General features: G+C 35.1%; 24 protein-coding genes. 22 read left to right on the top strand and 2 right to left on the bottom strand.

Going from position 1 to position 26,509, the window contains the following annotated elements; genetic code table 11:
* Positions 1 to 37 precede the first annotated feature (37 nt).
* Positions 38 to 583, bottom strand: a complete 546-nt coding sequence (locus tag Q0A08_RS14755) for a disulfide bond formation protein B (RefSeq protein ID WP_438462277.1) — start codon at positions 581 to 583, stop codon at positions 38 to 40.
* 95 nt (positions 584 to 678) lie between these two features.
* Here Q0A08_RS14755 and Q0A08_RS14750 point away from each other — a divergent pair, with 95 nt between their 5' ends.
* The gene (locus Q0A08_RS14750; protein ID WP_438462276.1) at positions 679 to 1,083 is read left to right on the top strand and encodes a flagellar basal body-associated FliL family protein; all 405 of its coding nucleotides are present in this window, start codon (positions 679 to 681) and stop codon (positions 1,081 to 1,083) included.
* Positions 1,084 to 1,141: 58 nt separating this feature from the next.
* On the opposite strand, the gene gshA is transcribed toward Q0A08_RS14750, so the two are convergent.
* On the bottom strand, positions 1,142 to 2,728 hold the full coding sequence (gene gshA / locus Q0A08_RS14745) for a glutamate--cysteine ligase (protein ID WP_438462275.1): 1,587 nt from the start codon (positions 2,726 to 2,728) through the stop codon (positions 1,142 to 1,144).
* Positions 2,729 to 3,004: 276 nt separating this feature from the next.
* Here gshA and Q0A08_RS14740 point away from each other — a divergent pair, with 276 nt between their 5' ends.
* From Q0A08_RS14740 to Q0A08_RS14640, 21 genes are all read left to right on the top strand, one after another.
* Positions 3,005 to 3,481: a hypothetical protein gene (locus tag Q0A08_RS14740; protein WP_438462274.1), complete on the top strand. Its 477-nt coding sequence runs from the start codon at positions 3,005 to 3,007 to the stop codon at positions 3,479 to 3,481.
* A 150-nt stretch (positions 3,482 to 3,631) separates the two neighbouring features.
* Positions 3,632 to 4,789, top strand: a complete 1,158-nt coding sequence (locus tag Q0A08_RS14735; RefSeq protein ID WP_438462273.1) for a Wzz/FepE/Etk N-terminal domain-containing protein — start codon at positions 3,632 to 3,634, stop codon at positions 4,787 to 4,789.
* 22 nt (positions 4,790 to 4,811) lie between these two features.
* Positions 4,812 to 5,411 (top strand): SCO family protein, encoded by a 600-nt coding sequence (locus tag Q0A08_RS14730; RefSeq protein ID WP_438462272.1) that lies wholly within the window; start codon positions 4,812 to 4,814, stop codon positions 5,409 to 5,411.
* 38 nt (positions 5,412 to 5,449) lie between these two features.
* On the top strand, positions 5,450 to 6,289 hold the full coding sequence (locus Q0A08_RS14725) for a LysR family transcriptional regulator (RefSeq protein ID WP_438462271.1): 840 nt from the start codon (positions 5,450 to 5,452) through the stop codon (positions 6,287 to 6,289).
* A gap of 117 nt (positions 6,290 to 6,406) precedes the next feature.
* The gene (gene glmU, locus Q0A08_RS14720; protein WP_438462270.1) at positions 6,407 to 7,774 is read left to right on the top strand and encodes a bifunctional UDP-N-acetylglucosamine diphosphorylase/glucosamine-1-phosphate N-acetyltransferase GlmU; all 1,368 of its coding nucleotides are present in this window, start codon (positions 6,407 to 6,409) and stop codon (positions 7,772 to 7,774) included.
* A gap of 110 nt (positions 7,775 to 7,884) precedes the next feature.
* Positions 7,885 to 9,717, top strand: coding sequence for a glutamine--fructose-6-phosphate transaminase (isomerizing) (glmS, locus tag Q0A08_RS14715; protein WP_438462269.1), 1,833 nt, complete (start codon positions 7,885 to 7,887; stop codon positions 9,715 to 9,717).
* Positions 9,718 to 9,981: 264 nt separating this feature from the next.
* Positions 9,982 to 11,244 (top strand): Vi polysaccharide biosynthesis UDP-N-acetylglucosamine C-6 dehydrogenase TviB, encoded by a 1,263-nt coding sequence (gene tviB, locus Q0A08_RS14710; protein WP_438462268.1) that lies wholly within the window; start codon positions 9,982 to 9,984, stop codon positions 11,242 to 11,244.
* Between the two features lie 50 nt (positions 11,245 to 11,294).
* Positions 11,295 to 12,326, top strand: coding sequence for an NAD-dependent epimerase/dehydratase family protein (locus tag Q0A08_RS14705; RefSeq protein ID WP_438462267.1), 1,032 nt, complete (start codon positions 11,295 to 11,297; stop codon positions 12,324 to 12,326).
* 20 nt (positions 12,327 to 12,346) lie between these two features.
* On the top strand, positions 12,347 to 13,345 hold the full coding sequence (locus Q0A08_RS14700; protein WP_438462266.1) for an N-acetylneuraminate synthase family protein: 999 nt from the start codon (positions 12,347 to 12,349) through the stop codon (positions 13,343 to 13,345).
* Positions 13,338 to 14,489: a UDP-N-acetylglucosamine 2-epimerase gene (neuC, locus tag Q0A08_RS14695; protein WP_438462265.1), complete on the top strand. Its 1,152-nt coding sequence runs from the start codon at positions 13,338 to 13,340 to the stop codon at positions 14,487 to 14,489. Before Q0A08_RS14700 ends, neuC begins: the two co-directional genes overlap by 8 nt.
* A gap of 8 nt (positions 14,490 to 14,497) precedes the next feature.
* The gene (locus Q0A08_RS14690) at positions 14,498 to 15,178 is read left to right on the top strand and encodes an acylneuraminate cytidylyltransferase family protein (protein WP_438462264.1); all 681 of its coding nucleotides are present in this window, start codon (positions 14,498 to 14,500) and stop codon (positions 15,176 to 15,178) included.
* On the top strand, positions 15,175 to 16,125 hold the full coding sequence (locus Q0A08_RS14685) for an NAD(P)-dependent oxidoreductase (RefSeq protein WP_438462263.1): 951 nt from the start codon (positions 15,175 to 15,177) through the stop codon (positions 16,123 to 16,125). The genes Q0A08_RS14690 and Q0A08_RS14685 overlap by 4 nt, the downstream gene beginning before the upstream one ends.
* On the top strand, positions 16,126 to 17,016 hold the full coding sequence (locus tag Q0A08_RS14680; RefSeq protein WP_438462262.1) for a class I SAM-dependent methyltransferase: 891 nt from the start codon (positions 16,126 to 16,128) through the stop codon (positions 17,014 to 17,016).
* Positions 16,983 to 18,242, top strand: coding sequence for a hypothetical protein (locus Q0A08_RS14675; RefSeq protein ID WP_438462261.1), 1,260 nt, complete (start codon positions 16,983 to 16,985; stop codon positions 18,240 to 18,242). Before Q0A08_RS14680 ends, Q0A08_RS14675 begins: the two co-directional genes overlap by 34 nt.
* Positions 18,243 to 18,253: 11 nt before the next feature.
* The gene (locus Q0A08_RS14670) at positions 18,254 to 19,747 is read left to right on the top strand and encodes a hypothetical protein (RefSeq protein WP_438462260.1); all 1,494 of its coding nucleotides are present in this window, start codon (positions 18,254 to 18,256) and stop codon (positions 19,745 to 19,747) included.
* Positions 19,744 to 21,267 carry a capsular polysaccharide export protein, LipB/KpsS family gene (locus Q0A08_RS14665; protein WP_438462259.1) on the top strand — a complete coding sequence of 508 codons (1,524 nt, stop codon included), beginning with the start codon at positions 19,744 to 19,746 and terminating at the stop codon, positions 21,265 to 21,267. The genes Q0A08_RS14670 and Q0A08_RS14665 overlap by 4 nt, the downstream gene beginning before the upstream one ends.
* Positions 21,254 to 22,261 (top strand): hypothetical protein, encoded by a 1,008-nt coding sequence (locus Q0A08_RS14660; RefSeq protein ID WP_438462258.1) that lies wholly within the window; start codon positions 21,254 to 21,256, stop codon positions 22,259 to 22,261. The genes Q0A08_RS14665 and Q0A08_RS14660 overlap by 14 nt, the downstream gene beginning before the upstream one ends.
* Before the next feature lie 9 nt (positions 22,262 to 22,270).
* Positions 22,271 to 23,389 carry a glycosyltransferase family 4 protein gene (locus Q0A08_RS14655; protein ID WP_438462257.1) on the top strand — a complete coding sequence of 373 codons (1,119 nt, stop codon included), beginning with the start codon at positions 22,271 to 22,273 and terminating at the stop codon, positions 23,387 to 23,389.
* A gap of 13 nt (positions 23,390 to 23,402) precedes the next feature.
* A complete protein-coding gene (locus Q0A08_RS14650; protein WP_438462256.1) occupies positions 23,403 to 24,524 on the top strand; it encodes a glycosyltransferase family 4 protein in 1,122 nt (373 codons plus the stop codon).
* An 11-nt stretch (positions 24,525 to 24,535) separates the two neighbouring features.
* A complete protein-coding gene (locus Q0A08_RS14645) occupies positions 24,536 to 25,573 on the top strand; it encodes a polysaccharide biosynthesis protein (protein ID WP_438462255.1) in 1,038 nt (345 codons plus the stop codon).
* Positions 25,574 to 26,464, top strand: a complete 891-nt coding sequence (locus Q0A08_RS14640; protein WP_438462254.1) for a dTDP-4-dehydrorhamnose reductase family protein — start codon at positions 25,574 to 25,576, stop codon at positions 26,462 to 26,464.
* The last annotated feature ends 45 nt before the right edge of the window (positions 26,465 to 26,509 follow it).

Raw genomic sequence — 26,509 nt, 5'->3', positions numbered from 1 at the left:
ATGATGATGGGGAATTTAAATTGTAAATATCCTCAGCTTATTGTTTCTTAACGCTGCAAAAGATTACAAAATTTATAATGGCAATTCCAGCAAATGCAACTAGCGTCCAGCCAGGTATGCTTAAGCCTAAAAATGTCCAAACAACATCACCACATTCACCAGTTCCCATGATCATGGCGCTCATAATTTCTTGCCAAGGAAAAACTTCAACCATGTAGCTCAGCCCTGGTAGACATGCTGGTAGTTGGTCTTCTGGCAAATTCTGTAGGTATAAGTGTCTAATGGAGAGAGCTGCACCTAAAACAGAAAAAGTAGTAATTGCTAGGGCGTAATATTTGATCGCTGAGCTAGACTTATGTAAGAAAGAGATGAGAGCGATAACGCCAACGATTAAAAACATAATCCTTTGCAGCATGCATAATGGGCAAGGCTCAAGGCCCATTTCATATTCCATGTAAAAGGCAACGCCTAATAGTGCGAAGGAGGTCAATGCGATAAGCCCGTGAAAGGCTGTTGGAGTTAGCCATCTGAAAATGCTGTGACTCGATTCTTTAAACGTCAATTGGTTTTCTTTGCTAGGCATTGCAATTCCTTAAAGATTATTAAACTAATTACTACTGACAAAACTCCTGATAGGGAGTTAGTATACTGTCAATTTAACTTTTAATGAGAGAGCTCATGTTGTTCCGTATTGTTTTTTCCCTACTTATTTCAAGCTTGGTATTAGCTTCGAGTGCATTTGCTGAAAATGATTCCCCATCAATGCCAGTTTATATTGAATTAAGACCAGATTTTATTGTGAATTATACAACTGAGAATAATCGACTCAAATATATTAAAGCAAGTATTACCATTAGAGCCTCTGGTGCCCAGAGTGCGGGTATAATCGAAGCGAATATGCCGATTGTAAGAGACGGTTTGGTGATTTACCTGTCTGAACTTAGGGCGAGCCAGTTGAAAGGTGCTATCGCGAGGGAAGAATCTCGTAAAGGGGCTATTGATGTGCTTAACGAAAAGCTAAAAGAAGAAACAGGTCAAGAGCCTATCTTAGATGTGTTGTTCTCTAGTTTTGTAACCCAGTAAGAGCTTAGCAAGAAAGCCATAATATTTATGGCTTTCTCATATCTAAGTTTGCTTTACCTTATTGAGGTTTTAGGTACTCACTTAAGAACTCATCAAAAGTTAGCTCATCACTCTCTTCAATCTGCTTTTGACGCTGAATAGATGCAATAGATTCCTGTTGGAACTCGCTTTCAATCTTTGAGTTTAAAGGTTGTTCTTGCCATTTAATTTGATGTTCATTTGCAAGTGCTAGCATCGCTTTGGCGTAACTGCCTTCTTCTATTGATAAATTAGATATCTGTTCTGAAGGCAATGGTTGTTTGCGATTTATCTTGTCAATTTGCAGTTGAACAGCACTGATATAAGCCGTGTTTCCTGTTAGCTTTGTCAGTGTGTTAGCGACTTCTAAAATATCATCTAATAGCATGCCTGCTTGATTTTTAATGCTAGCAGGGCCCTCTAAGAAGCGAATGACCTTATCAAGATCCCGCCCTTGTGTAACCGTTTCTTGCTGTAGCGACCTCAATGCTTCGCATTCTTCCGAAGTGAACTTCTCATCTCCGCGCAACATACAGTAAACTAAGTATGTGTCGAGGAAGTAAAGGGTGTCTTTGCTCATACCAATAGCCGAGAAAGGATCTAAATCCATTATTCTGACTTCGATATATTCAACCCCTTTATCTCTTAATGCTGCACTTGGGTGTTCACCAGACTGCGCCACTCGCTTAGGACGAATGTCGCTATAGTATTCATTCTCAATTTGAAGGATGTTGGAGTTTAATTGGCGATATTTACCATCAACCTTAACACCAATTTTTTCATATTCAGAATAAGGCGTTTGAATCGCATTACGGATCGTTTGGATATAGGTTGATACTTCGTTATAGCAAACATAAAGATCTGCCTGAGCATCATTACTATAGCCTAAATCACTCATTCTTAAAGAAGTTGCATTGGCACCAATTAAGGTGTCAGGGCTGGTTTCTGTTAGTTTGTTGTGGCCATTAGGTAAAAAACTTTTATCTATTGCAGGAGATGCACCGAACAAAAGAGGGAGTAACCAAGAGCTACGTCTGAAGTTTCTGATTAAAGCGAAGTAAGACTCAGATTTGAAGTCGGTAGACGAAGTTTTGCTGTCTTCTTTGTGATTTTTTAGGAAACGCCAAAAACCTTCATCGAAAGAAAAATTATAGTGCATGCCTGCAATACACTGCATGACACGACCATAACGAGAGGAAAGCCCTTGTCGGTATGCGTGTTTTAATTGGCCTGAATTTGAACTGCCGTACTCTGCAATAGGCACATCTTTATCACCATCTATAAGGCCTGGCATACTTGCTGGCCAGAGTGACTCGCCCTCTTTTTTAAGCTCTTTACTAACAAATAAGTGAATGTTGTCGAGCTCTTCTAGTGCACCTTCTACGTTAGGGTGAACACTGGTAATAAATTCCAGTAGTGCTTCTGAATAGTCTGTCGTAACAGAATTGTGAGTGAGTGCTGAGCCAAGAGATGTCGGATGAGGTTTATGTGAAACACGACCATCTTTATTGTTTACTCTTAGGGCTTCACGCTCTATGCCGCGATGAAATGTGAGTGCGTTAGAATCTTGTTCGTTAATGCAATATTTAGAAAGTGCTTGTAAGGCATTGTGTAAAGAGGTCGACAAGGCAAGTTCCTTAAAGGCAATAAAAATGATTGGCTGATTGTACTCTGTTTCAGATTAGACACAATATGATAAAAGCGACTTATGTTTCTGCTCTTTGCTTTCCTTAATATTTGCGATTTATTCTAAATGATTTGAACTTAATATAACTTGTTTTTGTCTTTTAATAATTTGGTGAGAATCGAGGATAGTCTCTGTATGATATGGCGCTAAATATAGTGGCTATCCACTTTTAATTTAACGGCTGTTTTTTTTAACCTTTTATGGGCTGCTTTAGACATGAAACCTAAGTTTCTCTTATTGATCTCTGTTATTGCTCTACCTCTTCTGTATTGGGTTTCAAACAATGCGGCAGAGTTGGTGTTGGCTGATAATGGAGAGGCGAAAGTGCTTTCGACCAATGCATGTCAATTTGGTCAAGATATCTGTGAAGTGAGTATTGGTCAGCAAAACTATCTTATATCGGTCATGAATGACTTTTCAGCCGGGCAAGCAATACAAATTGAAGTTGAGCCAAAGCAACTTGTAGGAAGTGAGCAAAGTGATTTAGAGGGTGTACACTTTCTTCTTCAAGGTAAAACCATGTATATGGGAATAAGTGAGACACAACTTCAATATGTTGATGGTAAATGGGTTGGTTTACTTAGAATTCCGTTTTGCACGACGCAAGTTATGTTATGGCAATTAGATATGACGATGCAGGAAAAATGGGGTTCTAGTTACTTAGCTAGATATGAGTTTGAAATGAGACAGTGAAAAAAAAGCATATAATTGTTGGAAAATGTTTGTAAGTTAGTTGCAACTAATATATTTGCTTTTAAAAAAAAAAGAAACGGCCTAAAATGCCTGTCATTTTTGAATAATGACATAGTATTGTTTATGTCGATTAGAACTCAAGGAACATTTGTGGAACATTTAACTACTAAAGTAATACCCAATCAAGCCCAGCAGCACCTTCAGGTGCAACGACAAGATGATGAAATAGATTTAAAAGAGATACTTGTTTCTCTTTGGAAGGGTAGGCTTGTTATTGCGCTGGTTTCTATACTCTTTTTTCTTGTAGCGATGACATATTCGCTATTAAGTGCTGAAAAATGGGAAGCTAAAGCCCTGATAGCTGAGCCAGATCTAAGTCAGTTTCAATTACTTCAAAACCAAGTTGGTAAGCTTTCTCCCTCTTTTAGTGAAATATCATCCAATGGAGCGATGATTCGTAATAAGAAATTAGATGACTTTTTGTTGCCTAGTGTATTGTTGGAAAGTTTTGTGCAACAGTTCAAAAAACAAAAGAATAAAAAAACATATTTAAAGACTAATGTCGAGTTCAGAAAAAGGCTTGATGCATTAGAAAAGGGCGATAATGAAAAACTTAATAAAATACAAGAGCAAAAACTTTATCAGACTTGGTACAAACGATTAGAGATTAAAAAACGTGTAAAACCTCAGCATGATAAAACATCTGACACTTATCAGGTTATTGCAGAGTCGAAAACATCAGAAGAAAGTTATGAGCTGCTATTAGGCTACTTATCATTTATTGATAAGAAAACACGTCTTTCCATACAAAAAAACCTTACCGCCTTGATAAGTGGTAAAAAAAATGAAATTAAGCAACAAGTTTATATGTTAAAGGAACAGGCTAAAAGTCAGTTGCTAGTGGAAAAACTTAAGTCTAAATATGAATTGAATATTGCAAGAAATGCCAGAATATCAAGACCTTTAGAAAATTATGATGTTGATCTGCGTGGTGTTTTTAGTGTGGCCCTAGGAGCAGAGGCTTTAGAGGCAAAAGTTAACGTTTTAAATGATTTAGAAAACTTGAGCCTTTTTGAGCCCATGATAGCCCAGAAGGATGCAAAGCTTAGTCTACTTTATAATCTTAAAGTTGTTCCTGATTTAGATTTTCAAGTCATGCAGTATATAGAAACTCCAGAAAAACCATTTATATTGTCTGCCCCAAATAAAAAAGTAATTTCTATTTTAGGCGGAGGGAGTGGTTTAGGTCTAGGCATTATTATTGTTCTCCTTGGTGCAGCGTTTAGAAAAAATAAGCGTAAAAATTAAGTGATTTGTAAGGATGAGTGTAATGTTAAAAAAAGCAAGTTTGATACTCTTAATGGGAGCTGCATTATTAATTGGGCTTGGTAGTGCATTATTTAAAGGGAAAGAGACTAACGGATCAAACAGTGCTTTTTCTTCTTTGGGGGGTGAATTTACTCTTAATGGTGTGGATGGTCCTGTCAGCTTGAGTGATTTTAGAGATGATAAGCTTGTTCTTATGTTTTTTGGGTTCACTCATTGTCCTGATGTTTGTCCTATTTCATTGACTAATGTCGCACGTGCAATGAAGCAGCTAACGCCAGAGCAGGCAGAGCAAGTGCAAGGTATGTTTGTCAGCTTAGATCCTGAGCGAGATACGCCTACAATACTGTCTAACTATGTATCTTTCTTTAATGAAAGTTTTGTTGGTGTTACAGGAACCAAGGAGCAGGTTGATAAAGTTGTTCAGCAGTATGGGGCTGTATACCGTATTGTAGAGCTTGAAGATTCTGCTATGGGTTACAGTGTAGATCATAGTTCTAGACTTTACTTGATTGATAAAAAAGGTGAGCTGGTGAAGCTGCTTTATCATGATTCAAAACCTGAAGAGATAGCGCAGGCGATAGTTGCTACCTTAGCTCAATAGGTTTTACACTTCACTTTCCCTTAAAAGGTGAGTGATAAATGTCGAAGATAACATTGGAACAATGGCGAGTTCTCCACACAGTTGTTGATGCAGGAGGGTTCACTCAGGCTGCTGAAGTATTACATAAAAGTCAGTCCTCTATTAGCTATAGTATTACTAAGCTGCAGCAGCAGTTAGGTTTTCCCATTCTTGAGATGGAAGGGCGAAAAGCGAAGTTAACTGATAGAGGTTTGATATTGCTGGAGCACTCACGTACATTATTGCAACAATCAGAGCAGTTAGAAAACCTAGCTAATGCATTAAATCAAAACTGGGGTGATGAGTTGTATATTTATATTAGCCCCAGTGTCCCTTACTCTTTACTTCTCCAAGCTATTACTGAATTCAAGATAGTATCTCCGGGAACTAAGCTAAACTTTAGCGAAGAGCTTGTTTCGCTAGCAAGACCTGAACCTAATAATGCTCATGCGAGTATTAAGCTAACCACTAACGACTCTGGAAGTGATTTGTTCTCCTCAATTTTGATGCTTGAGATGGTGGCTGTTGTTTCAAAAACTCACAAACTTGCTTTTCAAGCGGATGGGGTTTGCTCTGCAGACTTGAAACGTGAGAGGCAAATTGTGATTGATAGTCATTTGATGAGTGGTGATACTTTTCAGGTTGCCAATATCCCAGCGGCAATTGCCATGGTTGAAAGTGGGATGGGGTATGCCTATTTGCCCCTATGTGAAGTAGAAAGTGAGTTGGCTTCGAATAAATTGTGTTGTTTAAACTTAATTAACGATTCTATTTTATCCTGCCCTGTTTATGCACATATTGAAAATCCAGAAGGGCAAAGCAATAGTGCAGAGTTATTTATTAATATTCTTAAAAATTAAATGGTCAATTGCTTGTCATTTTATTTATGACAATTTGGGTTGTTTTGATTTAACACTCAAGGTTTAATTGCAAAATATTAAATTAATAATGAAAGATAATAATTCTTTGGGGTGTTTATGAATCAGGATGTCGTAGTCTTAGCTGCTGGAAAAGGCAGTAGAATGAAGTCAAACAAATCTAAGGTGCTCCATAACATTGCAGGTGTGCCTATGATAAGACGAGTGCTAGATACGGCTACGACACTTGCTAATGTTAATTTGCACCTTATCGTTGGGCATCAAGGTGACACTGTTGCGAAAGCTTGTCAGAGCTTTGAAGCTAACCTAGTTTGGCAGAATAACCCAAAAGGAACGGGCGATGCGGTTAAGCGAGCCGTTGATAGTTTAGATCCAGACGGGATGACGTTGACCTTATATGGTGACGTTCCTTTGATTCGTTCTGAAACTTTACAAAAAATGGCATCGCTAGCTAATGATAATACCTTGGTGCTGTTAACCGTCGTTTTAGAAAGTGCACAAGGTTACGGTCGTATTGTGCGCAATGAAGCAGGCAAGGTAACGGCAATTGTCGAACAAAAGGATGCTTCTGAGGCAGAGGAAAAAATTAAAGAAGCGAATACCGGTATTTTGCTAGCGCCAAATCAAAAGCTCATTCCTTGGTTATCTCAGCTGAAATGTAATAACGCTCAAGGTGAATATTATTTGACTGATGTTATCGCCATGGCGGCACGAGATGGTGTTGAAATAGTGACTGTGCACCCAAGCTCTGAAGCGGAAGTGTCTGGAGTGAATGACAAAATTCAATTGGCTCAGTTAGAAAGAGAGCTGCAAAAAAATCAAGCAGAAATACTTATGGCTGAAGGTTTAACGCTTGCTGACCCTGCTCGATTTGATTTACGTGGTAAATTGAAAATAGGCATGGATTGTCAGGTCGATGTTAATTGTATCTTTGAAGGTGATGTTGAGCTTGGGGATAATGTTTCTATCGCTGCTAACTGTCACCTTAAGAATTGTGTGATTGGTGATAATACCGTTATTAGCTCAAATACCTTGATTGAAAATAGTCAGGTGGGTGATAACTGTAATCTAGGGCCTTTTGCTCGCCTAAGACCGGGTTCTGAGTTGGCAGAAGGTGCCAAAATCGGAAACTTTGTAGAAACAAAGAAAGCGATCATTGGAAAAGGCAGCAAAATTAGTCACCTTAGTTATGTGGGTGATACCCAAATGGGTGAAGGGGTGAATGTTGGGGCAGGCACTATTACCTGCAACTATGATGGTGTTAATAAGTCGCTGACTCAAATTGGGGATGGTGTATTTGTTGGCTCTAATACTTCTTTAGTTGCTCCTGTTGAAATTGGTGAAGGTGCCACTATTGCTGCTGGATCAACTGTCACAAAAACAGTTAATAAAGATCAATTAGCTTTTGCCAGAGCACGTCAGACAAATAAAGATAATTGGCCAAAACCTGTTAAAAAGAAATCGTAAGAACGATTTTCAAAAAGACAATTATTTTGAAAATAACATTTATTGAATGATTAAAAGATTAAACATGCTTTAAACATATCTTGTTTAAAGGTGTTGTTAAGGAAAATATTATGTGTGGAATTGTTGCTGCAATAGCAAAAAGAAATGTTTCAAAAATCTTAATTGAAGGTTTGAGTCGTCTTGAATATAGAGGATATGACTCTTCTGGTGTGGCGGTTAATAATGACGCTGGTGTTTATTCTCACCGGGCTGTGGGTAAAGTTCAGGCTTTAAAGGATAAGTTTGAATCTACCCCGTTAGATGGTCAAATAGGGATTGCTCATACTCGTTGGGCAACTCACGGTAAGCCAACAGAAGCGAATGCTCATCCTCATTTTTCTAGCGATGATTTAGCGCTTGTTCATAATGGTATCATTGAAAATCATGAGGTATTGCGTAATAGCTTGATTGAGCAGGGTTATCAATTTAAATCTGAGACAGATACGGAAGTGATTGTTCACCTTATTCATGCTGAACTCAAGCGTGCGAATCAGTTTGATCTTCTATCAGCAGTGCAAGCGGCATTGTTTCAACTAGAAGGTGCTTTTGCGATCGCGGTTACCCATAAAGCTGAAAAAGAGCGCTTTATTGCTGCGCGTAAAGGTAGCCCCCTCGTTGTTGGTGTTGGTATTGAGGAAAATTTTGTTGCTTCAGATCAGCTGGCTTTATTGCATGTTACTGACCAGTTCATCTTCCTTGAAGAGGGTGACGTAGTCGATGCTAGCCGAGATTCAGTAGTTATCTATGATGTGAGCGGTGAACAGCAAGATAGACCTGTTCATGTGTTTAATCATAATGTTGATGCAACCGATAAAGGTGAGTATCGCCACTATATGATGAAAGAAATTTATGAACAGCCAGCGGTTATTAGTGCGTGTCTTGAGGGTCGTACCAGTAAGGATAAAGTCTTAACCAGCTGCTTTGGTGCTGACTCTGCTTTTTTAAAGGATATTGAGAACATTCATATCGTTGCTTGTGGGACAAGTTATCATGCTGGTATGGTGGCAAAATATTGGATCGAAGATCTAGCTGGCCTTCCTTGTACGGTTGAGGTGGCAAGTGAGTATCGTTATCGTAAGGTTGCTGTACCTAAAAATACGTTATTTTTAACGCTTTCTCAGTCTGGTGAAACAGCGGATACTTTGGCTGCCCTTCGTATGGCAAAAGAGCTAGGTTATCTAACGACGTTGGCTATTTGTAATGTGCCGTCAAGTACCTTGGTGCGTGAGTCAGCGTTAACCTTGTTAACTAATGCTGGCGCAGAGATCGGTGTGGCATCTACAAAAGCATTCACAACTCAGCTGACTGCTTTGTTGATCACGAGTGTGGCTATTGCCGTAGAGCAAGGTTTGTCAGAAGCTAAGCAGGCTGAGCTTGTTCAGGCAATGCGTGATCTACCGGCTCATGTTGATGCTGCTTTAATGCAAGACTCACATATTAAAAATGTGGCAGATAAATTTGCGAATAAGCACCATGCTTTATTTCTAGGTCGTGGACCTATGTTCCCGATTGCACTTGAAGGAGCGTTGAAACTTAAAGAGATTTCTTATATTCACGCTGAAGCTTACCCCGCAGGTGAATTAAAACACGGGCCTTTAGCGTTAGTTGATGAGAATATGCCAATTATCACCATGGTGCCTCACAATAACTTATTGGATAAGTTAAAATCCAACCTTCAAGAAGTTAGTGCGCGTGGTGGTGAGTTGTTTATCTTTGCTGATAAAGCAACTGACCTACATAACGAAGACGCGATCACCTTTACTGAAGTGCCAAAAGTGCCTGAAATACTAGAGCCAATAGTTCATACCATTCCAATGCAGTTATTGTCTTATCATGTTGCTGTTGTTAAAGGTACGGATGTGGATCAGCCTAGAAATTTAGCTAAATCTGTCACAGTTGAGTAGCTATTTATTTAACTGGAATACTTGGTTGGGAGTTTGAACCTTTTGAGATTAAAGTCTAAATTATTCCATTAGTCTCATTACTTAAATGCATTTTGATTTATGATCTTCGAGACTATAAGGAGACGAAAGAAAATCTATCAAAAGATTATTAAAAGGTCTGCGTAAACATATAGTCAGTTTCATTTTATTTAGAGATAATGCATTACTTTTAAAAGTAGTATAGTTTAGTTGTTTTCGTGTTTAATTATTCATAAGACGGTAAAAATGAAAAAAATAGCAGTCATAGGTCTTGGTTATGTAGGGTTGCCTTTAGCGGTAGAGTTTGGGAAAAAATATGAGACGCTTGGGTTTGATATAAACCAATCTAGAGTGGATGAGTTGAAGGCTGGTATTGATTCAACATTAGAAGTCGATGAGTTTGAACTTAAAAATATTCCTTTAATAAACTATTCTTCTGATGTAAGTGATTTACATCATTCTGATTTTTATGTGATTACTGTTCCAACACCTATTGATGCTCATAATCAACCAGATTTAACTCCTCTGATTAGAGCTAGTGAAATGCTTGGTGCGGTTTTATCAAAGGGGGATATTGTTGTATATGAATCTACGGTATATCCAGGCGCTACGGAAGAGGTATGCGTGCCTTTGCTGGAGTCATTTTCAGGTTTAAAATTTAACGAAGATTTTTACGTCGGTTACTCTCCGGAGCGTATAAACCCAGGAGATAAAGAGCATAGGGTTACTAATATTTTGAAAGTAACTAGCGGTTCAACCCCTGAGATAGCGGAGACAGTTGATCAGCTATATAAAACTGTGATATCTGCAGGTACTCATAAAGCATCATCCATTAAAGTGGCAGAGGCTGCAAAAGTAATTGAAAATACACAAAGAGATGTAAATATTGCTCTTATTAATGAATTGTCGGTGATTTTTAATAAGTTGGGTATTGATACTTTAGAGGTATTGGAGGCAGCAGGAACAAAGTGGAATTTCTTACCATTTAGACCTGGTCTAGTTGGGGGGCATTGTATAGGTGTTGACCCATATTATTTAACTCACAAAGCTCAGTCGGTAGGATATAACCCTGAAATGATTTTAGCTGGTCGCCGCCTTAATGATGGAATGGGACAATATATAGTCTCTCAGTTAATAAAAGCAATGCTCAAAAAAAGAATCCATATTGAGAAAGCGAATGTTTTAATTATGGGGTTAACTTTTAAAGAAAATTGTCCAGATTTAAGAAATACAAAAGTTATCGACATTATTAAGGAGCTTAAAGACTATAACGTAAATGTAGATGTTGTAGATCCGTGGTGTTCTAGTGATGAAGCTTATTCGGAATATGGTATTCAGCTTTTAGACAGTCCTCGAATTGGAGAATATGATGGCGTAATAATTGCTGTTGCTCATGATGACTTTAAAGAGCTAGGTGCTGAAAAAATTCATACATATGGTAAAAGTAAACATGTTTTATATGACTTAAAATATGTTCTACCAAAAATGACCGTGGATATGCGTCTTTAAGAGTAAATTACCAAGGTGAGTGTGAGCTCATCTACACCTATGGAAAGCTCATGATTAAATATGAAGAATTGCAAAGAACTTTATTGAAATCCCCTAAAGTTTGGTTAATTACTGGAGTGGCAGGATTTATTGGGTCGAATTTGCTTGAAGAGCTTCTAAAGCTTGATCAAATTGTTGTTGGGCTAGATAATTTTTCGACTGGTCATTTACGAAACTTGAATGAAGTTGAAAGACTTGTTTCACCTGTTCAATGGAAACGCTTTTCATTTATTGAAGGAGATATCCGAAGCTATCGGACTTGTCTAGACGTAATGAAAGGTGTTGATTATGTTTTGCACCAGGCTGCATTGGGTTCTGTTCCTCGCTCAATAGCAGATCCAATTGCAACAAATGAAACGAACATATCTGGTTTTCTTAATGTTTTGCAGGCTGCAAAAGAAGTGGATGTATGTAGCTTTACATACGCTGCAAGTAGTTCAACCTATGGGGACCATCCAGCGCTCCCAAAACTTGAGGATAATATAGGAGCACCACTTTCTCCATATGCTGTTACAAAATATGTGAATGAATTATACGCAAGTGTATTTGCAGAGACATATGGCTTCAAATCAATAGGTCTTCGATACTTTAATGTTTTTGGGAAGAGGCAGGATCCAAACGGTGCTTATGCTGCAGTTATTCCTAAATGGACCTCATCTATGATTAAAAATGAAAAAATCTATATAAACGGTGATGGAGAAACTAGTAGGGACTTTTGCTTTATTGATAATGTGGTTCAAATGAATATTCTATCGGCCCTTGCTAGCTCTGCTGAAAAAAACAAAGTATATAATGTTGCTTTAGGGGATAGAACAACCTTAAATCAGCTTTTCGAATTGATTAAGGCAAATATAGAGACTCAAGGGTTGAGTGTAGAATTGAGCCCTACATATAGAGAGTTTAGAAGTGGTGATGTAAGGCATTCACAAGCAAGTATTGAAAGGGCTGAATCTTTACTAGGTTATAAACCTCAGTTCAAGATAAATGAAGGACTATCTGAGGCTATGCCTTGGTATGTAGAGTTTTTTAACAAAAACTGTTAATTCTTTTTCTAGGGTGGAATATGGAAATAATTGTAGAAGTAGCTCAAGCCCACGATGGTAGTTTAGGTATGTGTCATTCATATATAGATGCATTAGCTGAAATAGGGGTTGATACTGTAAAGTTTCAAACACATATTGCTGAAGCAGAAAGTAGTGAAGAAGAGCCATTTAGAGTTAAGTTTTCACGCCAAGATGTTACTAGACAAGAATATTGGAAACGTATGTCGTTTACTGTTGAGCAATGGCAAGGGTTAAAAGATCATTGTGATGAAGTAGGTTTGAAGTTTTTAAGTACGCCGTTTTCATGCGCTGCAGTTGATTTGCTAGAAAAAATTGGAGTTGAAAGGTATAAAATCGGTTCAGGTGATTTAACAAATGAATTGCTCCTAAAAAAAGTCGCATTGACTAAAAAGCCAATAATTATATCTACTGGAATGGCTAGTTTTGATGAAATAAATAAAGCTGTTAAGTTAATTAAGGTTGAAAATATAAAACTCTCCCTTATGCAGTGTACAAGCTCTTACCCAGTGCCACTTGAAGAAGTGGGGGTTAATGTATTAAAAGAATTTAAAAAAGAGTTTTCAATAGATGTAGGGTTATCTGATCATTCGGGAACAGTTTTTCCATCAGTATATTGTGCGGCTCATGGGGTTGATTTAATAGAAGTACATGTGGCATTTTCGAAAAAAATGTTTGGTCCTGACACTAGGTCATCACTTGACCTTGATCAAATTAAAGAAATAGTTCAAATGAATACTGCATTTAATACTCTTAGATCATCTGAGGTGGTAAAAGTAAAAGACAGTAGATTTGCCGAGATGAAAAGAATATTTGGGAGATCGCTTGCATTAAACTGTAATAAGGTTAAAGGTGAAATGATCAGACTTAGTGATTTGGAATCCAAAAAGCCTGCAGGTTTAGGGCTGCCTTGTGAAAATATTGAAACTATTATTGGAAGAAAATTAAATAAAAACCTAAATAAATGGGATTTTATTACTGAGGAAGATCTAGATGGTTAGGAATGTATGCGTTGTTGTTGCTAGTCGTGCAAATTATGGGCGAGTTAAATCTTTGATGGCAGCAATTAAAGATCATGAACAATTACATCTTCAACTTGTTGTAGCTGCATCTACATTACTTGATAGGTTTGGGAGAGCTGTTGATATTATTAAAGCAGATGGATTTGAACCTGATAGATCGATTCATTATTTAATTGAAGGTGAAAATTTAATAACTCAAGCAAAATCAACAGGGCTTGGTATTGTCGAGCTTTCAAGTGTATTTAGTGATTTAAAACCTGACATGGTTGTTACTGTTGCTGATAGGTATGAAACTATGGCTACTGCAATAGCTTCTACTTATATGAATATACCACTTGTGCATATTCAAGGAGGAGAAGTAAGTGGGAATATTGATGATAGAGTTAGGCACGCAATAACAAAAATGGCTGACTATCATTTTCCGTGTACTAAACAATCAGCGTTACGTATAAATAGGATGGGTGAAAACGAAAATACTATTTTTAACTATGGTTGCCCTGCAATGGACCTAATAAGTAAAGATTCTTATTCAGTTAATAGAGTTGAGTTGGAGCGGTATTCAGGTGTAGGAGACAAAATTGATTGGTCTAAACCATATATTTTGATGGTACAACATCCTGTTACTACTAGTTATGGTGATGGGTTGAGTCAGATTAATGAGACTTTAGATGCATTAAAAAAGTTTGAAGGCATACAAAAAGTTGTTTTGTGGCCTAATGGTGATGCTGGAACCGATGATATTTCAAAAGGCATACGAGTTTTTAGAGAAAATAAATTGGCTAATGGTTTTCATTTTTTCAAAAATTTTTCAGCAGAAGACTATGTTTCAATATTGGCAAATTCTTTGTGTTGCGTTGGAAACTCATCTTCATTCATTCGTGAAGGTAGCTTCTTAGGTGTTCCCTCAGTAATTGTTGGTGATAGGCAAAGAGATAGGGAATGTGGGAAAAATGTTCAATTTGTTGCTTACAATAAACAAGAGATAGTTGAAGCAATTACATCGCAAATAAATGTTGGACGCTATGATAGATCATCTTTATTTGGTTATGGAGATGCAGGCTATAAAATAGCAGAAGAGCTTACAAAAATTGATTTGAAATATCAAAAATCTATTAATTACTAGAGGCTAACTTGAAAGTATTCTGTCTAATACCTGCTCGAGGTGGATCAAAAGGTGTTCCTAGGAAAAATGTAAGGAACTTAGGGGGGATTCCATTAATTGCGCATACAATTAAACTAGCGATAAATAGTAATATTTTTTCTGAAGTATATGTAACAACAGAAGATAATGAAATTTCTAAGGTAGCATCTGATTATGGAGCTAAAGTTATAAAAAGGCCTGTGTTATTAGCTCAGGATGAAACAAAAATGTTTCCAGTTGCTTCTCATGCAATTAATAATATAGCTGAAGTTTCGGAAGATGATGCTATTTTTCTACTACAACCTACCAGTCCATTTAGAGTTGTGCAGGATTTAATAAAGCCCGTTAGCATGATAAAAAAAGAGTTTGTTAATTCTGTCGTTGGAGTTACTGAAGTTGGAGACAATCACCCTGCTAGAATGTACAAATGTAAAGGTGATACGTTGATTCCATTAATGTTAGATAAGATATCTTTGAATAGGCAAGATCTTCCCAAAATATATCATAGGAATGGAATGGTATATTGTATTAAAATAAAGACCTTGATGAAGGAAGAGAACTTTTATCCTGAAGGAAGTTTAAAATATGTTATCCCGGCAGAAAGAACAATCAATATTGATGAGGAGATAGACTTTAAATATGCAGAATTCTATTTAGGTGAGAATAATTGAAAATATTGATACTTGACCCTGATCGATACTCACAAGAAGCAATAAGCATATATAACAAACTAGGTCAAGTTGACTGCTATTCTGAAAGTATGGGCGGCATAGAGTCGATTATTCATTGTTATGAGATTTTGGTTTTTAGATTTGCTGTCAAACTTGATTCAAGCCTTTTAGAAAAAGCAAAAAAACTTAAATATATTTGTTGCAATGTCACCGGAACTGATCATATTGATGAAAAATATGCTGAGGCTATGGGGGTAAAGATAATCTCTTTAAAAGGTGAGGTTGAATTTTTAGATGGAATTCATGCAACGGCAGAATTAACATGGGGGTTGTTGCTAAGTTTAATTAGGAGTATTACTGGCGCTACTAATAGTGTGGATTTTGGGGAATGGAATAGAGATGAATTTTTTGGTTCTGAATTATTTGGAAAAACCTTGGGTGTAGTAGGGTATGGCCGGATAGGTAAAAAGATAGCCAAATACGGTAACTGCTTTGGAATGAGAGTAGTTTACTATGATGTGAAAACAATACTGAGTGAAGGTGAGGAAACTCATGTTTCTTTAAATGAGTTGCTTTCAATGTCTGATATCATCTCTTTACACATACCATTAAATAAATATACGGAAAACATTTTCAATTACGATTTATTTGAAAAAATGAAAAAAAAACCTATTCTATTAAATACCTCCAGAGGTGGGATTATAAATGATGCTGCTCTAATTAATGCGCTTGAGAATGATATCGTCAGAGGTGTTGCTCTTGATGTGTTAAATGGTGAGGTTGATAGTGATTTTCAGACAACTAACCCTATTTTGAATTACGCTAAGAATAAAGCTCATGTATTGATCACTCCTCATATAGGGGGAGTTACAAAAGAGTCTTGGGAAAAAACAGAAGTTTTTATTGCTAAAAAAGTTACTTCTCATATCACACTAAAGGAAAAATAAGTGACTGAAAATAATTGTAGTGTGTGTAATAGTCAAGAATGGGGTAAAAGTTATTCATACTTCTCTCCTTTAAATGAAAAATATAAAGCTAAAGTGAGCTTATGTAAGGTTTGTGGGCATGGGCAGATAGTGCCAATGATAAACGCTCAAAGAATAAGTTATAACAATGAAATGTTCTTGGGTGGGAAATATATATCAAGTAACGAACGTGAAAAAGCAAAAAATAAAAAGCTTAATGTACTTAAAGAACGTTTATCAGATTTAAACCTGACAAATAAGAAAGTTTTAGATATAGGTGCTGGTGAAGGTTGGTCCATTCCGTTCTTTAATAGTAGTGGTGCTAAGTATTTTGCTATTGAGCCTATAGACTCGTTGGCAATGAAAATTAAAAAAACTAGTGGAATAATTATTTCATCAGATATTTTTGAAGTTAATAAAAAATATGAAAGCACTTTTGACCTAGTTGTGTTTCGACACATTATTGAGCATTTACCCGAGCCTGCAAAAGCTCTAGAAGTTATTAACCGATTATTGGTTGATGATGGCTTATTGTATATAGCTGCTCCAAATGCTTCCTTTCCCGATTTGAAAAAAGGTTTCAGTACAAGTTTTTTAAGGCCAGTGCATGTACAGTATTTCAACTCTCCTAATTTGGTTAGGCTGTTAGAGTTATCTGGTTTCGTAGTTACAACATTGGACGATGGAAAAGAGATCTATATCTTGGCTCAGAAAAAGAAAAATAATACCTCAGGGAAATATCAAAACACATACGATAAACAGAAAAAAATTTTTGATGATGCTTTTCTATATTCTTTGAAAAAAGATATTTACTGTAATTTTAAACAGATGATTAAAATATGTTTATTAAAGATAAGATTTTTAAAGAAATAGTCTGGCGAATTCTTGGTAGAGAAAAAGTTGGAGAATTAAAGTACGCATTGAATTTTGTTATATCTACACTTAAAAGAGTTTTTCTAAAAAGAAAAAAAATAAATTTATATCAGAGCTGTAAAATTACAGTTTATAAGAGCAAAAAAAAATATGGGCAGATATTTTTTGGGTATCATGATTTAAACCCAATTAATAGGAGGAGAAATAAAATTCTAGCTCATGAACTTCCATTTTCCACAAACTCTAAAAATAATGGCAAAGAAGTATCTGTTGGTTACTTTGATTTAGGCTCGCCTAGTGAATATATAGAGTTTGGTAAGACAAATGCTTGGTCTTGGCAAATGGGTGCAAGATTGAGGTGGCTAGATGAATCTAGAGTAATTTATAACTCGATAGTAAATGGGAAGTATGGCTCGGTTATCTACGATGTTGATTTGAAAAGTAATTCAGAATCTATAGAAGTTGCGTTATATGATATTTCTGTTTGTGGGAAGAAAGGTTTATCTTTAGATTTTAGTCGGTTACAGACTTACCGGCCTGGATATGGCTATAGTTGTGACATTATAGAAAATAATTTATTAAATGGAGGTGTTTATAGTTATTGCTTTGAGAGTAAAGCATTAAAGGAAATTATTTCTCTGGAGCGACTATCAAAATTTGAATGTGACTTTCCACCAAATGATTTGCAATATATAAATCACCTGAAGTTTAATAAGGATGGTGATCGTTTCTGTTTTTTTCATATTTCAGTATGTTCAATGTCAGGTAAAAGATTTACAAGATTGATTACATCTGATTTTTATGGAGAAAAATTATTTACTTTAATCAACAAAGGAACTCCATCGCACTTTTGTTGGATATCGAATACTGAGTTATTAGTAACAGTATCAAATAACGGTAGTGTTGGATATTATAAGTATATAGATCTAAATAGGAAATATGATAAAATAGAATTTCATTATGGAAATTTAGATGGTCACCCTATGTATAGCCAAGAGGACGGAATATTTGTATCCGATACATATCCTAATAGCCTTAGAGAGCAAGTTTTATATTCTATTGATGATAAGAACTATTCAGTTCTGAAAAAGTGTTCCTTTTATACTCCCTATAAATTTAAAGGAGAAGTTAGGTGTGATTTACATCCTAGAATAGACTCAGGTCTAGTTGTGGTGGATTGTGCTACTAATAATAAAAGAGAATTAATTACTGTTGAGTGGTTGTAGATTTTGAATTAATGTTAAATACTTTAAGTTCAGGTGTTATAAGAGTGTGGTCTGGAAGAGTTGTAGCCCTTATAAATTCTTTTATATTACCACCGATATTATTGAGTACCTTAGGTAAATATGACCTTGGCCTTTGGCTTATTATCACACAAGTAGTTGCATTAATATCTATTGCTGAAATGGGAATAAACACTGCTTTATCAAATAAAATTTCAAAAGCAATAGCACTAAATGATAATGCTCTAATTTCAAGATATTTTAGGGCATCATTATCTTATTTATTGCTTCTTGCAGTACTCCTAGGATTGATTTTCTATTTTTTTATGGAGTATGTGATAATGTTTTATGAAATAAAAGCAACGTCTGCTTTTGAAGATGCTTTTGTTTTAGCTATACTTTTTTCGTTGATGTCACTATCGATAGGCTTTACTGCTGGTTTTTTGCAGGCATATCTTAAATTTGGTTTATTATTAAAATTTCAAATATTACAAACAACTATACAATTGATTTCAATGTTATTTGTTTTGCTATATTTTGATGTGAGCTTAATTTATATAGTTTCTGCATATTTTCTCCCATTAATTGTCGTTAATTTTTTAAAACTTTTATATGTTATATTTGTGCTGAAAGTAAGGTTTGGGTTGTATGAAAAAGAAGATTTTGAAGCATTGAAGAGTGTTTTATCATTGGGTAGCGCAAGTTTTTTATTGACCTTTTCTTCTTCAATGCTATATCAAGGAACGACATTCATTTTTGCGAAAAAATTTGGAATAGATAATTTATATCTATTTAGTTATCCATTGTTACTTCTTAAAGCATTTATGCCATTTGCCACATCAATTAATAGAGTTTTTTTACCTCTTTTATCAAGAGTAGATCCATCAAAAAGGACACAGTACTTAGATATGTTTTCATCAGTTTTAAAAATTATGATGAATGGATGTGTTCTTGTTTTTATTGCTGTCGTTACTTTTGGGTTTGAGTTCTATGCGTATTGGCTATCTTACGCTGAGTTAAATTCAAGCGACTTAGAAAAACTAACATTCATCACTATTGTTTTGTTTATGGGAGTTCCTATCCTGATGGTGTCTCAACTATCTCGAGCAATATTAATTGTAAATTCACAGCATTGGAGACTTGGTGTTATAGAACTTTCTTACGTCTTAATAGGCTTTGTGATTTTTTGGTTATTTTCAGAACATTACTTTATTAGCTACTACTCTTTTCCATTTATGATTTTGTTTGTGTTTTTGCTAAAAGGGTTTGGTTTTAGCTCATATATATCCCTAAAAAGTATGTCAGACAAACCAATTAAGAGGGTTTTTACAATAATTTTTTATCCTCTTTTATTTCAAGGGGGTTTTTTGGTCCTTTACTATTTTAGTAACGGGCTTTCTTATGAGCTCACTTATAGTAAAGCTATAATTTTTTTCGTAAGTTTAATTGTTTTTGTATATTTTGTGTTTTGTTTTATAAAAACTAAAAAAGATATGGAGTTGGTTTGAATATTATTTTTGGCGCTCAAGGTAGCATATTAAATGTTTTCAATGATATTGATAAACTGTTAAAAGCTAAGGGGGATATTTCTCAAAGTTTTTACTGGGTTTCAGACTCCGAGTTTTATAATGCTAACTCTTCTAATTTAGATGTTATTGATGACAACATATTAAAGGAATGGGAATATACTAATAAGGATGCAAGGTCTACTTCTCTTAGTTTTGAAATTATATCGTGCCTTGAGGAACGTTATGGAGAAATAAGACCAATTTGGAATAGTGTTGTTGCTGATCGTCGGTTGATGTTTGGTGAGTTTTGTAAATCTAAACAAGATTATAAAACAAAATTCAATCATCAAGAAATTCAAAATATTATTTATAATTCATTGAAAGATATAGATGAATTGTTTGACAAGGCTGCACCAGACTTAGTTGTTACATTTGTTCCTGTTACTTTTGGTGATTATTTATTAAATATGGTTGCCGAAGTAAGGGGGATTAAATGCTTAATTCTTCGATCTGCTAAAATTAACAATTTTGTTACCTTTTCAGAAACTGTTACTGCTTATTCAGATGCTTTTGCAAATTTATACAATAGTATTAAAAATAAGGAAAGAGAAAACCCTTTCAGTCTTGCGGCTAGTGAGTTTTTAACCAATGCTAGAAAAGCTCCATTAGAGTATGAGGGCTCAGTTATCTCTGCAAACTCAAAATCAAAAGACCTGTTTAAACGGTACTGTCTAGGTTTTGCTGGAGTAATTCGTGATAAGGTTAACCAGCGTAATTGTAAAGTTGATAATCATGTTCCTGGGAAATTTAATTCATACCTACATTCAAACTTATTACGTGAATATAAAATATGGAAAAATGAAAAAATATTAAAGAGTAGAACTATATCACTTGAAGAGATTGATGGTGATTTTGTTTTTTTTCCAATGCATTCAGAACCTGAAATAGCTTTATCTGTTTATGGTATTGATCATCAAAATCAAATTGAAACGATTCGCAGGGTAGCTCAATCTATACCAATTCATTGGAAAGTGATTGTTAAAGAACATCCAAGGTCTGTATCCTATAGAAGCGAGGGGTATTATAATGCTTTATTGAATATCCCTAATGTTTATTTTGCACCCGCAAAAAATAAACCGTACCATTGGATTCTAAAAGCTAAAATTATTACTGTTATTAGTGGTTTTGTTGGTATAGAGGCTTCTATTTTAGGTAAGCCGGTTATTGTTCTAGGTGATGTAAATTTTTCCTTACTACCACCTTCTATGGTAAGAAATGTAGATTCAATGAAAGATTATTATTCCTGCTTTAAAGAGTTAATTGAGAGTTATAAAATAGATGATAGTGCTTTGATTTCATATATTTCTGCTTCAATGTATGATGGTGTGGCTGTGAATTTATATAGTGACTTGTTAAAAAAATCTTCAAGAATTTCTGGTGAAGCAGGAAGTTACGATAAACAAATATCTGATTTAGCTAATTCAATACGAGTAAAGGCCAATATAAATGCAACACAATAGTTTTATTGTCTCCAAGCCCGCTTGTTATTGCGCTATTGTTGCTGTTTTTATGTTTATTTTTGGTTATTATCGTCTAACTTTTACTGGCTTTACATCTGATGAGTTACTGTTTACGGGTGGTTTTTTTAATACCTATGAAGGTGATGCTAATTATCAATATTATATTGCAACATGGATTCTTAAAGGTTTATATGATATCGGCTTATATTCAAGTTTAATATTGAATATAACTCTAACACTTTTTTGGTTGTACTATTTGTTTAGATTTTCATCTGAAAATAAAACATTTTCTTCTTCTTACTTCTGGCTTCTATTATTTTTATTGCCATCGAATCTTTTTTTCGCTTCTGCGTTTTTACGTGACTATTATGCCTTCCTAATATCTATTGTTTTTTTGTGCTTCTTGATTGGAAAAGGAGGTAGAGCGAAGTTTTTTTGCATACTAGCGTTAATGTTTATGTTTAGAACTGAAGCTGCTTTAGTATTACTTTTTGCTACTTTTCTTTCAAAATTTAAAAACCCGCTATATTATTTTTTTCCTCTTGGAATATTGATAATTTTTTTTGCTTTAAATTACACTTCTTTTTATGACTTCTTCTCTTATAGATCTTTAGCATTACAAGATGATTCATTAGGTTTTGGAATATTTCAATTTAATAAAACACCTTTAAATGCTTTTTATAGTACATTGATAAATTGGCCAATGTACTATATGCCGATGTTAGTAGCAGACGTTGAAACTTTTGGAGAGTGGTTGTTTCTCTTTGATTCGATCTTAGGCGCTTTGCTATTGTTAATGGCTGTTGTTTTTTTTAGTAGAGCTACCTTCAGAAGTGAAAGAGCTTATCGAGTCTGTATATATATATTATTATTATCATTTCTTGTTGCTATGGTGGAGAGTAGTCCCCTTACTATGATGAGGCATAAAGTTGCTTATATGCCATTTCTATTTTATTTAGCATTTAGAAATTTTAATTACAAGTTTAAATTTTAAAGGTGAAAAATGGATATTATATATCTTTCAAATGCTATTATTCCGTCACGAACAGCGAACTCAATACATGTTATGAAAATGTCCTCAGCTTTTTCTTCACTGGAAGGGGTTAGAGTAAATTTGTTTGCACGTTCAAATTACATGGAAGAGCAAGTAGATTTGTTTGAGTATTATGGGTGTGAAAATAAATTTGATATTACGTTGAGGGGTAATGGGATGAAAAAAGGAGCTAGCCTGTTAAATCTACCTTCATTAGCTTTATCTCTTTCGAAGTATAACAAAGATAAAACACTTGTATATGCTAGAGATGTTTACGGTTCTTTTTTGGCAACTTTACTTGGTTTTGAAGTTGTATATGAATCACATGGAGTACCAAAAAATAGGTTGGTTAAAACTTTAGAGGGTTTTTTATTTTCAAAAAAAAATTTTCTAAAGTTAGTTGTTATATCAGATAAATTGAAGCAATTATACTTAGAAAAAAGTAAGATAAAAAAAAATAAGATATTAATAGCTCATGATGCCGCTGATAAGAATAGTTACTTAGGTGAAAGAAACTTTTTCAATCGTGTTAAAGTTGGATATGTAGGTCATCTTTATAAAGGGCGCGGCATGGATATTATAATTAAGCTAGCGCACAGTTTTCCTATGTTTGATTTTTATATTGTTGGAGGAGAAGAGGCAGATATTAAGTTTTGGTTACCATTTCAATCAAAAAACCTTAAATTTTTAGGCTTTATGGCACCAAGTAAAACTGATGAGTTTAGAGCTGGCTGTGACATATTGTTGATGCCCTATCAGCGTGGACTTTCAACTTCAGGAAGTAATCTTGACACGAGTGAGTGGATGTCACCTATGAAGCTTTTTGAGTATATGGCTTCAGATTCAGCAATAATTGCCTCCGACCTCCCTGTACTTCGCGAAGTGTTAAATGAGAGTAATTCAGTATTGGCTGAGTGCGATGATATAAATATGTGGGTTTCTGCATTAAATAAACTTTGTGACGACTCTTATAGAGAAAGGCTTGCTAAAAAGGCACTTGCTGACTTTAACTTAAATTACTCTTGGACTAAAAGAGCAAATAGGGTGCTTCTAGAGTGTGGCCTTATAAAAAATATAACTAATAGTTAATTGGTGTTTTCTTATGAAAATTTGTATTAATGCATTTAGTGCTCTAAGAGGTGGGGGGCAAACATATATTGCTAATTTCCTTCGTTCTATAGAGGTTAGTGATGAGCTAGAGATTTATTTGCTTTTGAGTAAAGATAATTTTGATCAGTTTTCTTATTTAAAAAACAAAGGCATTAAAGTCTACCTTATAAATGAAATTTCAAAGTCAATATTTCACCGTGTTTATTGGGAGCTTTTTTCATTACCTCGATTTTTGAAAGATAATGGTATTGAGCGATATTATGCTCCGGGCGGGATAATGGTTACACCATTACCTAGCACTGTAAAAACAGTAACCGCACTGAGAAATATGTTGCCATTCTCCCCTTCTGAGAGGAAGAAGTTTCCTGCGTTATCTTATATAAGATATAAATTACTTTTACTAAAGTTCATTTATTTAATTAGCTATAAAATGGCTGATAAAGTTATCTTTATATCTGAGACTTCTAAAAAGGAGGTTTTGAATTATTTACCTTCTCTTGATAGTAAAGCAAAAGTAATTCCTCATGGGATAAACAAAAATCTTTTGAACACTGAAAGTGCTATAGATGAAAGGTTAGTGAACCAAGAATACTACTTGTATGTATCAATCCTTGATTATTACAAAGGGCAATTAGAGTTGATAAAAGCTTGGAAAAAGCTCATTGATTCTGGGTTTACATCAAAGTTAGTGCTTATTGGGCAAAACTACAATAAGTATGGAGAGAAGGTGTTTAACTTGATAATTGAGAACGGTCTAGAAGATTCAATTATTTTATTGGGTGCAGTAGACCATCAGAAATTAAGTTCATATTATAAAAGTGCTAAGGCGCATATCTTTTCATCATCGTGCGAGTGCTGCCCTAATATTTTACTTGAAAAAATGTCCTCAGGAGTTCCTATTTTATGCTCGGATGTTGCTCCAATGCCTGAATTTGGAGGTGATGCTCTTCATTATTTTAACCCTCGTAGTATTGATAGCATAGTTTCAGCGGTCAAATTTTTTGACAGTAATGAAGGCTATCAAAAAGAACTATCAACTAAGGCGTTCGAACGGTCAAAAAAATTTGATTGGGAAAAAACTTCTCGTGATACAATTAACTATATTATAGGGTGAGAGTTAATTTAATGTTCAATAATAAAACGTTACTTATTACTGGTGGAACAGGTTCTTTTGGTAATGCTGTTTTAAGGCGCTTCCTTGATAGTGATATCGCTGAAATTCGTATCTTTTCACGAGATGAAAAAAAGCAAGATGACATGCGGAAAATGTTTAACAATGATAAGTTAAAGTTTTATCTTGGCGATGTTCGTGACGCTCAAAGCATATCTAATGCTATGCGAGGCGTAGACTACGTTTTTCATGCTGCAGCTCTCAAGCAAGTTCCTTCTTGTGAGTTTTACCCTTTGGAAGCAGTTAAAACTAACGTATTAGGAACTGAGAATGTGTTAGAAAGTGCCATTTACCATGGTGTTGAAAGAGTTGTATGTCTGAGTACAGATAAAGCTGTTTACCCTATTAATTCGATGGGGGTATCAAAAGCTATGATGGAAAAGGTAATTGTAGCTAAAAGTAGAAACCTTAATGGCACAAATACCACTATTTGCACTACACGCTATGGTAATGTTATGGCATCACGAGGCTCAGTAATTCCCTTGTTTGTAAGGCAAATAATTGAAGAGGAGCCTATTACGATAACTGACCCTTCTATGACTCGCTTCATGATGACATTAGATGATGCTGTCGATTTAGTTATCCATGCTTTTTTGAACGGGGAAAACGGGGATATATTTGTTCAGAAAGCACCAGCAGCAACAATAGATGTATTAACTAAGGCTATTTTTAGCATTATGGACAAAACGGATCACCAGGTTAATATTATTGGTACTCGACATGGCGAAAAACTTTATGAAGCTCTATGCAGCCGAGAAGAGATGTTTGTCGCTAAAGATCAAGGAGAGTATTTCTGTATCCCTGCAGATAATCGTGATTTGAATTACTCTAAGTTTTTTGAAGAAGGTGATCAAGACCTTTCAACCGTAGAAGATTATAATTCGCACAATACTGCAAGATTGGATGTTGAGGGTATGAAAGGTTTATTAAGAAAGTTAGATTTTATTGGCGATATTGAAAAAGGAATACTAAATGTTCCAGAGGGCATTTAAGTGAAAGTTTTAATCATTGGTGCGACCGGTATGATTGGGCATAGTCTGTGGATAGGCTTAAGTAAGATACATGATGTAAGCGTACTAGTGAGAAAGCCTAAAGCTCTTATACCTGATATGCCAAATATTGACCGTTCTAAGATATTTGATGGCATCAATGTACTAGATATTGATAAAGTGGAAAGAGTTGTAGAGCGGGTTCGTCCAGATGTAGTTTTTAACTGTATCGGAATTGTAAAGCAATTAGAAATATCTAGTAATCACAAAGCTTGTATTGAGTTGAACTCTCTGTTTCCACATAACCTTGCTCAAATTTGTGAAAAACTTAATGCTAGAATGATCCAGTTTAGTTCTGATTGTGTTTTTGATGGTGTAAATGGGAAGTATTCAGAAAGTGATGTACCTAATGCTACTGATTTGTATGGAAAAACTAAGGCTTTAGGTGAGATTGATTATTTAGAAAATGTTGTGACATTGAGAACCTCTTTTATCGGCCGTGAAGTTTTTCCTCATGGAGGGCTTGTTAACTGGTTTGAGGCTCAAGAAGGTAAGATGGTTAAAGGTTTTTCAAAGGCTATATACTCTGGCCTTCCTACAAATACATTTATAAATGTTTTGAACGACTTTATTTTGCCAAATTCTGAGATCCATGGGATTTATCATTTGTCAAGTAATCCAATAGATAAGTGCTCCTTATTACGATTGGTGAAGGATAGTCTTGGCTTGAATATTAGTATTGAAGAAGACCCTTCTTTTGTTATAGATCGCAGCTTGTCATCACAAAAGCTACGAATAGAAACTGGATTAACACTTCCTGATTGGAGTGAGCTTGTAGAAGATCTCAAAGTAAACGAAGAGTTCTATCGAAAGCTAAATCTGAAAAGTAATTAAATAATATATGATTCTAACTAAAATTTTTGTTGGAAGATTAAAAGG

Source organism: Marinomonas sp. PE14-40, assembly GCF_051623805.1.
Lineage (GTDB): Bacteria > Pseudomonadota > Gammaproteobacteria > Pseudomonadales > Marinomonadaceae > Marinomonas.
This window is presented reverse-complemented; position numbering and strand designations above follow the sequence as displayed.